General features: G+C 62.6%; 15 protein-coding genes. 7 read left to right on the top strand and 8 right to left on the bottom strand.

Features of this window, described 5'->3' with window-relative positions:
* Positions 1-19 precede the first annotated feature (19 nt).
* Genes purF through DWB85_RS05460 form a run of 6 tightly spaced genes read left to right on the top strand, consistent with a single transcriptional unit; the run spans position 20 to position 7,187 of the window.
* Positions 20-1,543: an amidophosphoribosyltransferase gene (gene purF, locus DWB85_RS05435; RefSeq protein WP_117953194.1), complete on the top strand. Its 1,524-nt coding sequence runs from the start codon at positions 20-22 to the stop codon at positions 1,541-1,543.
* 6 nt (positions 1,544-1,549) lie between these two features.
* On the top strand, positions 1,550-2,749 hold the full coding sequence (locus DWB85_RS05440; RefSeq protein ID WP_117953195.1) for an O-succinylhomoserine sulfhydrylase: 1,200 nt from the start codon (positions 1,550-1,552) through the stop codon (positions 2,747-2,749).
* A gap of 31 nt (positions 2,750-2,780) precedes the next feature.
* Positions 2,781-3,710 carry an AAA family ATPase gene (locus tag DWB85_RS05445; RefSeq protein ID WP_117953196.1) on the top strand — a complete coding sequence of 310 codons (930 nt, stop codon included), beginning with the start codon at positions 2,781-2,783 and terminating at the stop codon, positions 3,708-3,710.
* Positions 3,711-3,721: 11 nt separating this feature from the next.
* A complete protein-coding gene (locus DWB85_RS05450; protein ID WP_117953197.1) occupies positions 3,722-4,720 on the top strand; it encodes a DUF58 domain-containing protein in 999 nt (332 codons plus the stop codon).
* Positions 4,717-6,702, top strand: a complete 1,986-nt coding sequence (locus DWB85_RS05455) for a transglutaminase TgpA family protein (RefSeq protein ID WP_117953198.1) — start codon at positions 4,717-4,719, stop codon at positions 6,700-6,702. Before DWB85_RS05450 ends, DWB85_RS05455 begins: the two co-directional genes overlap by 4 nt.
* Positions 6,702-7,187, top strand: a complete 486-nt coding sequence (locus tag DWB85_RS05460) for an arsinothricin resistance N-acetyltransferase ArsN1 family B (protein ID WP_117953199.1) — start codon at positions 6,702-6,704, stop codon at positions 7,185-7,187. Before DWB85_RS05455 ends, DWB85_RS05460 begins: the two co-directional genes overlap by 1 nt.
* Positions 7,188-7,247: 60 nt before the next feature.
* Here DWB85_RS05460 and DWB85_RS19500 read toward each other — a convergent pair whose 3' ends face one another.
* Positions 7,248-7,415, bottom strand: a complete 168-nt coding sequence (locus DWB85_RS19500; protein ID WP_162846019.1) for a hypothetical protein — start codon at positions 7,413-7,415, stop codon at positions 7,248-7,250.
* Between the two features lie 60 nt (positions 7,416-7,475).
* The gene (locus tag DWB85_RS05465; protein ID WP_117953200.1) at positions 7,476-8,015 is read right to left on the bottom strand and encodes a PepSY-associated TM helix domain-containing protein; all 540 of its coding nucleotides are present in this window, start codon (positions 8,013-8,015) and stop codon (positions 7,476-7,478) included.
* Positions 8,016-8,123: 108 nt separating this feature from the next.
* Between DWB85_RS05465 and DWB85_RS05470 the strand changes: the two genes are divergently transcribed.
* Positions 8,124-8,366: a hypothetical protein gene (locus DWB85_RS05470; RefSeq protein WP_117953201.1), complete on the top strand. Its 243-nt coding sequence runs from the start codon at positions 8,124-8,126 to the stop codon at positions 8,364-8,366.
* Here the strand turns inward: DWB85_RS05470 and DWB85_RS05475 are convergent.
* The 6 genes from DWB85_RS05475 to acnB form a co-directional block, all read right to left on the bottom strand.
* A complete protein-coding gene (locus tag DWB85_RS05475) occupies positions 8,323-9,678 on the bottom strand; it encodes a phthalyl amidase (protein ID WP_133300567.1) in 1,356 nt (451 codons plus the stop codon). The genes DWB85_RS05470 and DWB85_RS05475 overlap by 44 nt on opposite strands.
* A 178-nt stretch (positions 9,679-9,856) precedes the next feature.
* Complete coding sequence (locus DWB85_RS05480; protein WP_205422664.1) at positions 9,857-10,075, bottom strand: amphi-Trp domain-containing protein; 219 nt, start codon at positions 10,073-10,075, stop codon at positions 9,857-9,859.
* A gap of 56 nt (positions 10,076-10,131) precedes the next feature.
* Positions 10,132-10,461: a DMT family transporter gene (locus DWB85_RS05485; RefSeq protein ID WP_117953203.1), complete on the bottom strand. Its 330-nt coding sequence runs from the start codon at positions 10,459-10,461 to the stop codon at positions 10,132-10,134.
* Between the two features lie 44 nt (positions 10,462-10,505).
* Positions 10,506-10,697, bottom strand: a complete 192-nt coding sequence (locus DWB85_RS05490) for a CPXCG motif-containing cysteine-rich protein (RefSeq protein WP_205422665.1) — start codon at positions 10,695-10,697, stop codon at positions 10,506-10,508.
* Between the two features lie 138 nt (positions 10,698-10,835).
* Positions 10,836-11,375, bottom strand: coding sequence for a manganese efflux pump MntP (locus tag DWB85_RS05495; protein ID WP_117953205.1), 540 nt, complete (start codon positions 11,373-11,375; stop codon positions 10,836-10,838).
* A gap of 102 nt (positions 11,376-11,477) precedes the next feature.
* Complete coding sequence (gene acnB, locus DWB85_RS05500) at positions 11,478-14,093, bottom strand: bifunctional aconitate hydratase 2/2-methylisocitrate dehydratase (protein WP_117953206.1); 2,616 nt, start codon at positions 14,091-14,093, stop codon at positions 11,478-11,480.
* Positions 14,094-14,121: the final 28 nt, after the last annotated feature.

Genomic DNA, 14,121 nt, shown 5'->3' on the forward strand with positions numbered 1-14,121 from the left:
AGCAAGAGGTGATAGCAGGATGTGTGGCCTGGTAGGACTGGTGGCGGGCAACAACGTGGCCCCCGATATATACGACGCGTTAACCGTGCTGCAGCACCGGGGACAGGATGCGGCGGGCATCATGACCTGTGACAGGGGGCGTTTCAGCCTGCGCAAGAGTGAGGGCCTGGTGCGCGACGTGTTCCGCCAGCAACACATGCAACGGCTGGAGGGTAAGGTCGGCATCGGCCACGTGCGCTACCCGACGGCCGGCAGCTCCGGTCCGGCACTGGCCCAGCCGTTTTATGTCAATTCCCCCTACGGCATTGCCCTGGCCCATAACGGCAATCTCACCAATACTGAGCAGTTGACCCGGGAGCTGTTCCAGGACGACCTGCGCCATCTCAATACCGATTCCGATTCCGAGGTACTGCTCAATGTGTTCGCCCACGAGCTGCAGACGCTGGGCAAGTTAAGCCCGGGCCCTGATGAGATTTTTCATGCCGTCAGCGCCGTGCACAAGCGCTGTGTCGGCGGCTATGCCGCGGTGAGCCTGATCGTCGATTACGGCGTGGTCGGTTTCCGCGACCCGCTGGGTATTCGCCCACTGGTGGTGGGCGAGCGGGTCGACGCCAGCGGCAGGAAGGCGCACATGATTGCCTCCGAAAGTGTCGCCCTGGATGTGCTGGGATTCACCCTGCTGGGTGATGTTGCCCCCGGCGAGGCGGTGTTTATTGATATGGACGGGCAACTGCACCGCCGCCAGTGCGCGCAGAACGCCAGCCTCAAGCCCTGTATATTCGAGCACGTCTATTTTGCCCGCCCGGACTCGATGATGGACGGCATCTCGGTGTACAAGACCCGCATGCGCCAGGGCGAGGCGCTGGCCAAGAAGGTGCGGCGCGAGCGCCCGGACCTGCATATCGACGTGGTGATCCCGATTCCCGATACCAGCCGTATCGCCGGCCAGTCCATGGCCTACGAGCTGGGAATCAAGTTTCGCGAAGGCTTTATGAAGAACCGCTATATCGGCCGCACCTTCATCATGCCCGGCCAGAGCCAGCGCAAGAAGTCCGTGCGCCAGAAACTGAACCCGGTACCGCTGGAATTTGAAGGCAAGAACGTGATGCTGGTGGATGATTCGATTGTGCGCGGTACCACCTGCCGGCAGATTATCGACATGGCCCGTGATGCCGGCGCCGCCAATGTGTTCTTCGCTTCGGCGGCGCCCCCGGTGCGCTATCCCAACGTCTACGGCATTGACATGCCGTCCGCCTCCGAACTGATCGCCCATGGCCGCAGCGTGGAAGAAGTGTGTGAGCTAATCGGTGCTGACTGGCTGGTCTACCAGGACCTGGAAGACCTGGTTCTCTGTTCCGGCGAAGGCAACCCGGATATCGAACAGTTTGACTGCTCGGTCTTCAGCGGCGAATACATTACCGGGGATGTCGACCAGCAATACCTGGATCGCATCGATGCCCAGCGCAACGATGAGGCCCAGGCCAGCAAGCGCCTGGCGGCACAGGAGGAGGGAGCGGTTGTTGGTATCCACAACAACGCCTGACAGACGATGACTGACTTATTCGATGACGGTCTGGATGGGGCGGACTTTGATACCCTGGCGATTCGGGCCGGTATAGCCCGCACCGCGGAAGGGGAGCATTCCGAACCCATCTTTGCGACCTCCAGTTACGTGTTCAACAGCGCTGCCGAAGCCGCAGCGCGCTTTAGTGGCGAGCAGGACGGCAATGTCTACTCGCGCTATACCAATCCCACGGTGCGGACCTTTGAGCAGCGCATAGCCGCCCTGGAGGGCGGCGAGGCGGCGCTGGGGACCTCTTCCGGCATGGCGGCCATACTGGCCACGGCCATGGCCCTGCTCAAGGCCGGCGACCACGTGGTCTGTTCCCGAGACGTATTCGGTACCACCACCAACCTGTTTGGCAAGTACCTGGCAAGGTTTGGAGTCGATGTCAGCTTTGTGCCCCTGCTGGACCTCGACGCCTGGGAGCGGGCGATAAATCCGCAGACCGCGATGCTGTTTATGGAGACCCCCAGCAACCCACTGTGTGAGGTAGCGGACCTCGGCGCATTTTCAGCGCTGGCCCGGGCTCACGATTGCCTGCTGGTGGTCGACAACTGCTTCTGCACACCGGCGCTGCAGCGCCCGCTGGCGCTCGGCGCCGACATCGTTGTCCATTCCGCCACCAAGTACCTCGACGGCCAGGGTCGCTGTGTCGGCGGCGCGGTGGTCGGCAGTGCTGCGCACATGACCGAGGTGGCAACCTTCCTGCGCACCTGCGGCCCCACCATGAGCGCCTTCAACGCCTGGGTTTTCCTCAAAGGCCTGGAAACCCTGCGCCTGCGGATGGAGGCCCACAGCCACTCTGCGCTGGAGCTGGCGCGCTGGCTGGTGGAGCAGCCGGCGGTGGCGCGGGTGTACTACGCGGGGCTGGAATCGCACCCCGGACACGCGCTGGCGAAGCGCCAGCAAAGTGCCTTCGGCGGGGTGCTGTCGTTCGAGGTAAGGGGCGGCCAGCAACAGGCCTGGCAGCTTATCGACGGCACCCGCATCATGTCGCTGACGGCCAATCTCGGCGACACCAAGACCACCATTGTCCATCCGGCGACGACCACCCACGGCCGGCTCAGCGATGCACAGCGCGAGCAGGCAGGTATTGGCCGCAACCTGATTCGAGTCTCGGTGGGACTGGAGCACGTGGACGATCTCAAGGCCGACCTGCAGCGGGGATTTGCCGCACTCGCCTGAGTCGAAACCCTTACCAAACCGGGGCAAGCAGATGCACTTACAGGATGTTATCGATGCGGCCGTGGCCGAGGTGGGCACGGTGCTGCTGGGCAAGGAGCCGCAGATTCGCCTGGCGCTGTGCTGCCTGTTTGCGCGCGGTCACCTGCTGATAGAAGACCTGCCGGGGATGGGCAAAACCACGCTCTCCCACGCCCTGGCCGATGTGCTGGGCCTGTCCTGGAAGCGGGTGCAGTTCACCAGCGACCTGCTGCCGGCGGACATACTCGGGGTGTCGGTTTACGACCACAACGATGCCAGCTTCAGTTTCCATCCCGGTCCCATTTTTACCCAACTGCTGCTGGCCGATGAGATCAATCGCACCACCCCGCGCACCCAGAGCGCCCTGCTGGAGGCGATGGCCGAGGGCCAGGTGACCGTAGAAGGCGAAACCCGGCCTCTGCCCGAACCGTTTTTTGTCATCGCCACCCAGAATCCGGTGCACCAGTCGGGCACCTACCCGCTGCCGGAGTCGCAACTGGACCGCTTCCTCATGCGCCTGGAACTGGGTTATCCCCATCCCCAGGCGGAGCGGGAAATGTTCCAGCGGCAACGGCACAACAGCACCGAACGGGTGCCACTGCCCCGGGTCATCAGCGATGAACAGCTGGCCGCAATCCGCGATGCGGTAGGCCAGGTTCACGCCTCGGACAACCTGCTGGACTACCTGCAGCGACTGGTGGCCTATACCCGCAACAGCCCGGAATTCGAGGTCGGGCTCTCGCCGCGCGGGGGGCTGGCGCTGCTGGATTGCGCCCGCACCTGGGCGGTGATGCACAGCCGCGGTCACGTGGTACCGGAAGACCTGCAGTTGGTGCTGCCGGCGGTGGCCGGGCACCGGCTCACGCCCAGCGGTGATTACTCCGGCGACAGCGCCGCGCTGGTCACCCTGCTGCAGCGCAACGTGGATGTCATCCGTCCCTGACGGAGCGGCCCATGCGTGCAGCGGCGGCAACAGACGGCGGTAGGCAATTGCTTTCCGGCCTGCGCGGTCGGTTTCGCGTCTGGATCAACAAACGGATTCCGCCGGCGCGGGTGGTCACCCTCAACCAGCGCCGGATCTTTATCTTCCCCAACCGGGTAGGGCTGTTTTTCGCCGTCTGCCTGCTAGTGATGTTGCTGGCGGCGATCAATTTCCAGAGCAATCTCAGCTACGGCCTGACCTTCCTGCTCACCACCCTGTTCATCGTTGCGGTCTTGCACACCTATGCCAATCTCTCGGGCCTGACGGTCCGGGCCGTGCATGCCAAACCCGCCTTTCCCGGCCAGCTGACCGAGTTCGAGCTGCAACTGGAGCGCAGCCGGCAGAAGGAGCACATCGGCCTCTACCTGAAATGGCCGGGCAGCAACGCGCGCACCGTCAGCCTGGTGGCTGAAGACCAGCTGCGGGTACAGTTGCATGCGCCGGCAGGCAAGCAGCGGGGCTGGCACAGCCCCGGGCGCCTGCTGCTGCAGTCCAGCTACCCGCTGGGCCTGCTGCGCTGCTGGAGCTGGATAGACCTCGACTTGCACGCCCTGGTTTATCCCCGCCCCCTGCCGTCCCCGGAACTGCCGGGCCTGGCGGCGGAGAGCCCCGACGGTGCCGCGGTCGCCGTAGAAGGCAGCGATGACTTTTACGGCTTCCGCGATTACCGCCAGGGCGACTCGCTGCGCCACATCTACTGGAAAGGGCTGGCGCGGGGCCAGTCGGTACAAGTCAAGCAGTATGCCGCGTACGCCGATCGCAGCGTGTGGCTGGACTGGGAGATGTTTCCCGGCCTGGGCATCGAGCAGCGCCTGTCCCACCTCTGCTTCTGGGCGCTGGAATTCGACCGGGCCGGCGACGAGTACGGCCTGCGCCTGCCGGGGCTGGCCATTGCCCCGGATTGCGGTGAGCGCCATCGGGAGCAGGTATTGCGGGCGCTGGCGCTCTACGGTCTGGAGGGCGGTTCGTGAAAGCGCAGGAACAGATACCGCGCAATGCCCTGGGCTGGGCCATTCTCAGCATGTTCACCCTGGTGCTGCCGCATATCGAGCGCATTCCGCCCTGGGTGCTTGCCGTGTACCTGTTCGCGGCGGTCTGGCGGATCATGGTGTACCGGGGGCGCTGGTCCTTTCCCCGCTGGCCGGTAAAGCTGGGCCTTATCTTCGCCGGCTTTGCCGGTATCCTGTTCAGTTTTCGCAGCCTGGTGGGACTGGAGCCGACGGTGGCCCTGCTGCTGACGGCATTCGCCCTCAAACTGCTGGAGCTGGCGGAGCGCAAGGACGCCTACGTGCTGCTGTTCCTGGGCTATTTCGTGGTGCTCACTGAGTTCCTGTTCAGCCAGGACCTGCTCATCGTTCTGCTGTGCCTGCTCAACGTGATTATTGTCACTACTGCCCTGGTGGCCCTGCACCGGCCCGGGGACAACAGTTTCAACCTGCGTCCCATGCGCCAGGCCGGGGTCATGGTGTTGCAGGCGGCGCCGCTGATGCTGGTGCTGTTTTTCCTGTTCCCCCGCATCGGGCCCCTGTGGACGGTGCCCATCAAGAGCCAGCAGGCGAAAACCGGCATGAGTGAGTTCATGAGCCCGGGGGATGTGTCCCGCCTCAGCCGCTCCGGCGAGGTGGCTTTCCGGGTGGCGTTCGATGGCGAGGTGCCGCCGCAAGCACAACTCTACTGGCGCGGCCTGGTCATGAGCCGGCTGCGCCAGGGTACCTGGAGTGCGCTCAATTTTTATGAGGCACCGGCCTCGGAACGCCGGCAAAACCAGCCGGAGCCGGTGGGGGAACCCCTGCGCTACTCGATTATCATGCAGCCCACCCAGCAGCGCTGGCTCTATGGTTTGCGCTATGCGCGCTCCAGCAGTTCCGGTGTCATGCACTCGGCGGATTACCGGATATTCCGGCCGGTGGTGATCGAGGATGACTATCTCTACCAGGTGCGGTCCTGGCCGAACGCGGTACTGGAGCCCGAACTGTCCGCCTGGCGCCGCCGAGTCGAGCTGGAACTGCCGGCCGCTGCCAACCCCAGAACCCGCCAGCTGGCGGCCCAGTTTGCCGCCGAGTCCACCGGACCCGAGGAAGTCGTGCAGCGCGCCCTCGACCTGTTTACCCGTGAGCCGTTCGTTTACACCCTGCAGCCACCGCTGCTGCCCCAGAGCGACCGCATGGATGCCTTCCTGTTCGATACCCGCCGCGGTTTCTGCGAGCACTATGCGTCGGCCTTTGTCATCATGATGCGGGCCGCGGGCATACCGGCCCGGGTTGTAGCGGGCTACCAGGGCGGCGAGGTCAACCCGGTTAACGGTACGGTGATCGTGCACCAGTTCGACGCCCATGCCTGGGCCGAAGTGTGGCTGCAGGGCCAGGGTTGGGTGCGGGTCGACCCCACCGCCGCCGTGGCCCCCGAGCGCATCGAGCTGGGGCTGGAGGATGCCCTGGCGGAGGAGGGGACCTTTCTGGCCGACTCGCCCCTGTCGCCCCTGCGCTACCGTAAAATTGACCTGATCAATAAAATCCGCCTGCGCTATGACGCCCTGACCTACAGCTGGCAGGCCTGGGTGGTGGGCTTTGACGCCGACAAGCAGTTCGACCTGCTGAAAGGGTTCTTCGGCGATTTCAGCGCCCGCAAGTTCGCCCTGGTGTTGTTGGGGAGCTGGGCGCTGGTGCTGGTACCGGTGGCGGCGCTGTTGCTGCTGCGGCGCAGGACCCATGCTCTGAGCCGGCTGGACAAGCTCTATCTCGGCTTCTGCCAGCGGCTGGGAAAAATGGGCGTGGCCAGGGAGGCCGGGGAAACGCCACAGGATTACGCCCGGCGCGCGCAGCAGAAGCTGCCCCGGCTGGCGGAACAGATCGCCGATGTGACGCGGCGTTACGACCAGCTGGCTTACGCAGACAATACCGCGGCAGACGGGCAGCTCGGCGAGTTCGCCCGGGCAGTGAGGAGAATCCGCTGATGATTCGTGCGGCGCAACCGTCCGACAGTGAGCAGCTGGCGGCAATCTACAACCACTACATTCGTCACTCGCTGGCCACCTTCGAGGAACAGGAACTGGATAGCGGGGCAATGCGGGAGCGCATGCAGCGCGTTGCCGAACTGGGCTATCCCTGGCTGGTAGCAGAGGAGGGCGGTGCCATTTGCGGCTACGCCTACGCCACGCGCTGGCGGGAGCGCAGCGCCTACCGGTTTTCGGTGGAGAGCACTGTCTACCTGGCACCGGCCGCAGGCGGCAGGGGCTGGGGCACGCAGTTGTACTCGGCGCTGTTCGACGAACTGAAGGAGCTGGGCGTACACGCGGTGATCGGGGGCATTACCCTGCCCAATCCGGCCAGCGTTGCCCTCCACGAAAAAATGGGCATGCGCAAGGTGGCCGAGTTTCCGCAGGTGGGTTTCAAGCAGGGGCAGTGGCTGGACGTGGGTTACTGGCAGCGCAATTTCTAGTGCCTGGCAGATCCCTCTGCCTGGTCCGGCGCCGATAACCAGGGCTCGCTTGGCTTTCAGTCAATGCTTGGGGGGGCTCTGGCGCAGGGCATCGAGCTGTGCCGCGCGCCGCTGGTCCTCCTCGATTTCGGTCCTGGTCTTCAGCACACGGTCGCGGGTCAGCTGCCCCTCGAGCATCAGCTTCAGCCACTGGCTCTGCTTTACCGGTTTTGTCTGTTTGTCTGGCATACGATCAATAGTAGCAGGATTTACCCCGCCGGTTGCACGCTGCGCGTATCCATGGCGTGCTCAAACCAGCAGCAGGGCAAAAACGACGAGGCCAGCGCCTGCGGTCGCCAGCGTCGAACGGCGCAGCCGGGCGTTGGCCAGCCCCAGCCAGAGTCCGCTGAGCATGATGAATAACAGGCCAAGCGCGAACACTTTCTGGAAGGTCTTGAAAGCGCCGGGGCCGTGACCTTTGTGAAGTTCAATCAGGCGCTGCTGCAGGCTGGGCTCGGCCTGGATAATGTCCAGCCCGGAGGCAGTGGATTCAACCACATAGTGATCGGACGACGTGGGGCGGGTATACAGGCGGTTGCCGCTGACCTTGACATATTCATAGCTGAAAGACTCCACCCCCGCTTCCTGCAGCAGCGCGTCTACATCCGCCTGCAGCGAGGAGGAGTCGGTATCGATGCTGGCGCCGGCTTTACTGTAGATGGTCTGTTCGTTGACCTCGCCCTTGATGCCCAGTAGGTAGAGGCCGCCGGATATGGCCACGAGCAGGACCGCCGGGACGAAAAATGCCGCCAGGTACATGTGTATCTTGATCAAAAGTTTGCGGTCCATGGTTGGGCTCCAGTTGGAAAAAGACTGCCGGAATTCTACCGGTAACCGCTGGCAGATTCATCGCTGAATTTTAATCCGGGCTGGACAGGGGATCGCTGGCGGCTGCAGGTGGATGCCCTCAAGCTGTTTGACTCTGACGACCACGACATCGATTACTTCTACGCCTCACGGCTGCCCGGAGAAGCGACCGGGGGCGTGGAAGATATTCACTTCCATGTGTTTGAGCCCCGACAGGTCAGGGTGTACCTGAGCCGCAATTTCCAGAGTGGGCCCGGGCGCGACGGGGTGCCGCCCGGGCCGCGGGCCATCAGGGACAGGGGGTTGCCAGCAGGTGTCCGGCAGCGTCGCTGAACTGGCAGCCGAACTCAGGGTCTGCAACCGCCGCGGGGTCGAGGAAGTTGTCACCGGCCGGCTGCTGGCCGCTTTCTATCCAGTTAACCAGGTCAAAGAAGGCGGTCACCAGTTCATTGCCGGTAAAACCGCAGTGAGCCACGCCCCGGATAGCGCGCTGTACCAACAGGTCCGAGTTGCCCTGGTCGAACACCCGCTTGGCATATTCCACCTGGTTCAGGACCGGCACAAACAGGTCCCCCAGGTTGTGCAGGGTGAGCACGGGGATATCGATATCGCCAGTGATGGTGGGCACCTGCGCCAGCCCCTGCTTGCGGCGCGTCTGGGGGTCGGCGCCGATGCGGAAGATCAGGTCGTTCAGCGCCTGCTCTTCCGGCGTCAGCGCAGGGTCGGTATCGAACTGGTACACGGTGTCGAGATTGTCTACCACACTGCCCGGCGCTCGCGGCAGCGAGCCGTCGCCCACGGCGAGGTCAAACAGGAAATTTCCAGGCCCGGAACCATTGTTCGGGACGGTGTTCCAGAAGAACCAGGCCTCGTCGAAATTGGGGCGCTCACCACCTGAACGGATTTCGACCAGGTTTTTGAAGTTATTGCCGGTGTCGTTCAGTGCCCCCGGCCAGCCGCCCGGCACCGCCTCGAGGTTGGACTTGATCGCCGGCACAGTACCGAACAGGTAGGTTGCGGCATCGATGGGATACGTGCTGCCGCCCACCCCAAGCTGCTGGGCCGCGAGATTGAAGTCGAGGAAGAAATCGAACAGTTCGTGATCTGCCATTACCCCGCAAATGGGCATGGCACCAGCAAACAGGCCGGGGTACTGCTCGATGATTACGCCGGTGATATGGCCGCCCATGGAGGCGCCGGTCATCAGGATTTGTGAGGGCTTGCCCACCAGGCCCCTGAATCGCTTGATCAGGGCATGGGTGCTCTGGACGCCGGCGCTGATGTCGTAGTCGTTACGGGTATAACTTGACGCGGCCCAGGCGTAGCCATTCGGTATCAATGCCTGGCGCAGGGGGTGCGGGTCAACGGTCAGTTCAAGGCCGGTGCCCCGATATCCATGGGCCCATACCACCAGACTGCCGTTCCAGTTGTCGGGTACTTCGATCTGGTACCCGGCCCCGGCATGAACCCCCCAGTAAGCTTGCGCCCCTGGCAATGCCTCGAAGGGTAGTTTGCTCTGGTCTACGTAGTATTGCGGGGGCTTGGCCGCCTGACTGCCGCTTGCCAGCAGCAACAGCAGCGATGCCATGAAGGATAAAACGCTGTTGCGGGTAGTGTCCCGCCAAAGCCATTCAGATTGCCTCATCCTGTTATTCTCCATTTCGGAGTCGACCGACATGCATCGACAGCCACTAAAGAAAGACCCGGGCAGGCAGCCGGCCTGCCCGGTCGCCAACCAGTGCTGCTTAAGACTAGTCGCTATTCAGGGATTGGCAAGCCGCGGCCGGCGAGGCAACAGGGGGCCGCAGCACCGGAATGACCGCCTACCAGCTGATTTCGATCTCGATGCTGGATTCGTCGCTTTCGATTTCAAGTTCCAGCTCCACCGACACCGTGTCGGCTACCCTGACATTGATCCGGGTGCCGTCCTGGTTAAAATCCACTCCGTTGTGGCGGGCCAGTGAGTCGGCCAGCTCGTGCAGCAACTTCGCTGCTTCCTCCCGCTTCATGCTGCGTTTCTCGGAAATTTCCATAAGATCCATGCTGTTTCCTCTTTGAGTTTCTGCTTGTGATTCCCACATTAATCGCCGGGTATCTCTCAATGCCCAACTGTATTTGAAAATGCATTGATTACAATGACACCACTGATGATCAGCACAATGCCGATTATCGCGGCAGCGTCCAGCTTCTGGCCGAAAGCCAGCAGCCCCACGATTGAAATCAGGACAATACCCAGGCCCGACCATATTGCATAGGCAAGGCCGATTGGAATTGTCTTCAACACCAGCGACAAAAAATAGAAGGCAATACCGTAACCCACAATGACGATGAGGCTGGGCCCCAGCCTGGTGAACTGGTCAGACGCCTTGAGCGCACTGGTCGCTATCACTTCCGCGACTATCGCAATCGCCAGATAAATGTATCCCATGCTAGCCACCTGTGGCGACCCTCGAAATCTCAAAACCCTGATTGTTACCGCGAGTCATTTTCATCGTGAACCGACACTGATAACTGACCGGCAAAATCCATGGACAGAACGAAAGTGATAGGCCGGCAGCATACCTGACAGTCCTCAATGTACTCGTGCCCCACCTCTTCCTCGTCGATCAGGACCTCAATGCTTTCACCGCAGTAGGGGCAGCTGACGGTTTGTTGAGTGAGCAAATTTTCAGTCCTTGAATCACGCGCCACATTGCGTGCTGATGGCAATAAACAATGGTGCACAGGTTTGTGCGCTTGTGGCTCACGCTGGCGCTGTCTGCGCTTGCGCCCGCCCAACGATATTGGCTCCAGTCCAGGCGTTCAAGATAGCAGAAATTTCACTCCGATAAGAATGAGCACTGTCCCGCCCAGTATTTCCGCCTTGCTTTCCAGCCACGTGCCACTCCTGGCGCCAACCAGAACGCCGATAACGCTGCAAATAAACGTGGTGGCACCAATAATCGCACAGGCGACCAGCGGATTGACCGCAAGTAGATTCAATGTAAATCCGGCAGCCATCGCGTCGATGCTGGTCGCGATAGCCAGAATAAGTATTACCCTGTGGGTAACCTGGGCGATATCCTCTTCTATCCCTTCGCTCAAGGCCTCGTATATCATCTTCGCCCCCACCACTAGCAGGAGCAGAAATGCTATCCAGTTGGCATAGGCTTCAATCCACCCGAGAACACCTTTTCCACCCAGAAAACCGACCAGCGGCATCAGTGCCTGGAACAGCGCAAAATAACTCGCGGCGATTACAGCAAGCGAGCTGGTTTGCCTGACTCTTTTAGAGCCCAGACCCACGGAAACCGCAAATGCATCCATGCTCAAGGCTATGGCGAGGACAAACACTTCTATCATTGGCAACGGTTACTCCCAGAGACGGGCGCCCGGCACTAACCGGCCGCCACAAAAAACCCCGCCGCAGCGGGGTTTCCTGAGCCTGCCTGGCGGTTTAGTCCGTCAGGCGCTGATTTCCTGCACTTCCACCGCGGCGATACGCGCACCCTCGGCAGACTTGGCCTGGAATTCGGCGATCTGGTCGAAGTTGAGGTAGCGGTAGATTTCCTCGGACATGGAGTCCAGGTCGCGGGCGTACTCGAGATACTCCTCCGGGGTTGGCAGCTTGCCCAGGATGGCGCCGACGGCAGCCAGCTCCGCGCTGGTCAGGTACACGTTGGCACCGTCGCCGAGGCGGTTGGGGAAGTTACGGGTGGAGGTCGACAGTACCGTGGAGTTGGCTGCTACCCGCGCCTGGTTGCCCATGCACAGGGAGCATCCCGGCATCTCGGTGCGGGCACCGGCCGCGCCAAAGATGTTGTAGTAGCCTTCTTCCATCAGCTGGTGCTCGTCCATCTTGGTCGGCGGCGACAGCCACATGCGAGTGGAGATACCGCCCTTGTGCTGTTCCAGCAGTTTACCGGCGGCCCGGAAGTGACCGATGTTGGTCATGCAGGATCCGATAAATACCTCGTCCACGTTGTCGCCGGCGACCTGGGACAGCAGCCTGGCGTCATCCGGGTCGTTGGGGCAGCAGACGATCGGCTCGGTAACTTCTGCCAGGTCGATCTCGATGACCGCCGCGTACTCGGCGTCGGCATCCGCTTCCATCAGTTCCGGGTTGGCCAGCCACTCTTCCATCTTCTGGGCGCGGCGCTCCAGCGTGCGCGCGTCGCCGTAGCCGTCGGCGATCATGGAGCGCAGCAGCACGATGTTGGAGCGCAGGTACTCGGCGATGGCATCTTCGGGCAGCTTGATGGTGCAGCCGGCTGCGGAGCGCTCGGCGGAGGCATCGGACAGCTCAAAGGCCTGTTCGACGGTCAGGTCGTCCAGCCCCTCGATCTCCAGGATGCGGCCGGAGAAGATGTTCTTCTTGCCTTTCTTTTCCACGGTCAGCAGGCCTTCCTGAATCGCGTAGTAGGGAATGGCATGGACCAGGTCGCGCAGGGTGATGCCGGGCTGCATTTCGCCCTTGAAGCGCACCAGCACCGACTCGGGCATATCCAGCGGCATGACGCCGGTAGCCGCGGCAAAGGCCACCAGACCGGAGCCGGCGGGGAAGGAAATGCCCATGGGGAAGCGGGTGTGGGAGTCGCCACCGGTGCCGACGGTGTCGGGCAGCAGCATGCGGTTCAGCCAGCTGTGGATGATGCCGTCACCGGGGCGCAGGGAGACACCGCCGCGGGTCATGATGAAGTCCGGCAGGGTGTGCTGGGTGTCGATATCCACCGGCTTGGGGTAGGCCGCAGTGTGACAGAAGGACTGCATGGTCAGGTCGGCGGAGAAGCCCAGGCAGGCCAGGTCTTTCAGCTCGTCCCGGGTCATCGGGCCGGTGGTGTCCTGGGAACCCACGGTGGTCATCTTCGGTTCGCAGTAGGTGCCGGGGCGGATACCGTCGGTACCACAGGCGCGGCCGACCATTTTCTGGGCCAGGGAGAAGCCCTTGCCGCTGTCGGCAGGTTGCTCCGGGGTGCGGAACAGGTCGGAGGCGGGCAGGCCCAGGGCCTCGCGGGCCCGGGTGGTCAGGCCACGACCGATAATCAGATTGATGCGGCCGCCAGCGCGTACCTCATCCAGCAGCACCTCGGACTTCAGTTCAAACTCGGAAATGACCTCGCCGGCCTCGTTGAGGATCTTCCCCTCGTAGGGGCGGATTTCGATGATGTCCCCCATGCCCAGGTCGTCAACCGGCGCTTCGAATACCAGCGCGCCGGCGTCTTCCATGGTGTTGTAGAAGATGGGCGCGACCTTGCCGCCGATGCAGATGCCGCCGCCGCGCTTGTTGGGTACGCCGGGAATGTCGTCGCCGAAGAACCACAGCACCGAGTTGGTGGCGGATTTGCGGGAAGAACCGGTGCCCACCACGTCGCCGACGAAGGCAACCGGCAGGCCCTTGTCCTGGATTTCCTTGATCTGCTTCATCGGGCCCTTGACGCCGTGCTCTTCCGGCTCCAGGCCGTCGCGGGTCATCTTGTAGGCCGCCAATGCGTGCAGGGGGATGTCCGGGCGGGACCAGGCATCGGGGGCAGGGGAGAGGTCGTCGGTGTTGGTTTCACCGGTGACCTTGAATACCGCGACCTTGATCGACTGGGGCACTTCCTGCTGGCTGGTGAACCACTCGCCGTCGGCCCAGGACTGCATGACCGCTTTGGCGTTGTCGTTGCCGGCCCTGGCCAGTTCATCCACATCGTGAAAGGCGTCAAACATCAGCAGGGTGTGCTTGAGCTCTGCCGCGGCCCGGGCGCCCAGTTCCGCGTCTTGCAGCAGGCCCACCAGGGTTTCGATGTTGTAACCGCCGTGCATGTTGCCCAGCAGCTTGACGGCCGCCGGCCGGTCGATCAGCGGGCAGGCTGTCTCGCCCTTGGCCACGGCGGAGAGGAAGCCCGCTTTCACGTAGGCTGCCTCGTCGACGCCCGGAGGCACGCGGTTGGTAATCAGGTCGAGGATATAGTCCTCTTCCCCCGCCGGCGGGTTCTTCAGCAGCTCTACCACCCCGGCGACCTGTTCGGCATTCAGGGGTTTGGGGGGAATGTCCTGGGCGGCCCGTTCGGCCACATGTTCACGATATGCTTCTAGCACGGTAGAGCTCCTTTAGCGTTTGAAGGGT

This window comes from Seongchinamella sediminis (assembly GCF_003457605.1).
GTDB classification, from domain to species: Bacteria; Pseudomonadota; Gammaproteobacteria; order Pseudomonadales; family Halieaceae; genus Halioglobus; species Halioglobus sediminis.

Excerpts from the sequence above, each read along its gene's own strand:
- DWB85_RS05465 (WP_117953200.1), bottom strand. The coding sequence starts at position 8,015 with ATGGACCGCAAACTTTTGATCAAGATACACATGTACCTGGCGGCATTT.
- DWB85_RS05450 (WP_117953197.1), top strand. The coding sequence starts at position 3,722 with ATGCGTGCAGCGGCGGCAACAGACGGCGGTAGGCAATTGCTTTCCGGC.
- DWB85_RS05475 (WP_133300567.1), bottom strand. The coding sequence starts at position 9,678 with ATGAGGCAATCTGAATGGCTTTGGCGGGACACTACCCGCAACAGCGTT.
- DWB85_RS05485 (WP_117953203.1), bottom strand. The coding sequence starts at position 10,461 with ATGGGATACATTTATCTGGCGATTGCGATAGTCGCGGAAGTGATAGCG.
- DWB85_RS05445 (WP_117953196.1), top strand. The coding sequence starts at position 2,781 with ATGCACTTACAGGATGTTATCGATGCGGCCGTGGCCGAGGTGGGCACG.
- DWB85_RS05480 (WP_205422664.1), bottom strand. The coding sequence starts at position 10,075 with ATGGATCTTATGGAAATTTCCGAGAAACGCAGCATGAAGCGGGAGGAA.
- DWB85_RS19500 (WP_162846019.1), bottom strand. The coding sequence starts at position 7,415 with ATGCCAGACAAACAGACAAAACCGGTAAAGCAGAGCCAGTGGCTGAAG.
- DWB85_RS05460 (WP_117953199.1), top strand. The coding sequence starts at position 6,702 with ATGATTCGTGCGGCGCAACCGTCCGACAGTGAGCAGCTGGCGGCAATC.
- DWB85_RS05440 (WP_117953195.1), top strand. The coding sequence starts at position 1,550 with ATGACTGACTTATTCGATGACGGTCTGGATGGGGCGGACTTTGATACC.
- purF (WP_117953194.1), top strand. The coding sequence starts at position 20 with ATGTGTGGCCTGGTAGGACTGGTGGCGGGCAACAACGTGGCCCCCGAT.
- DWB85_RS05495 (WP_117953205.1), bottom strand. The coding sequence starts at position 11,375 with ATGATAGAAGTGTTTGTCCTCGCCATAGCCTTGAGCATGGATGCATTT.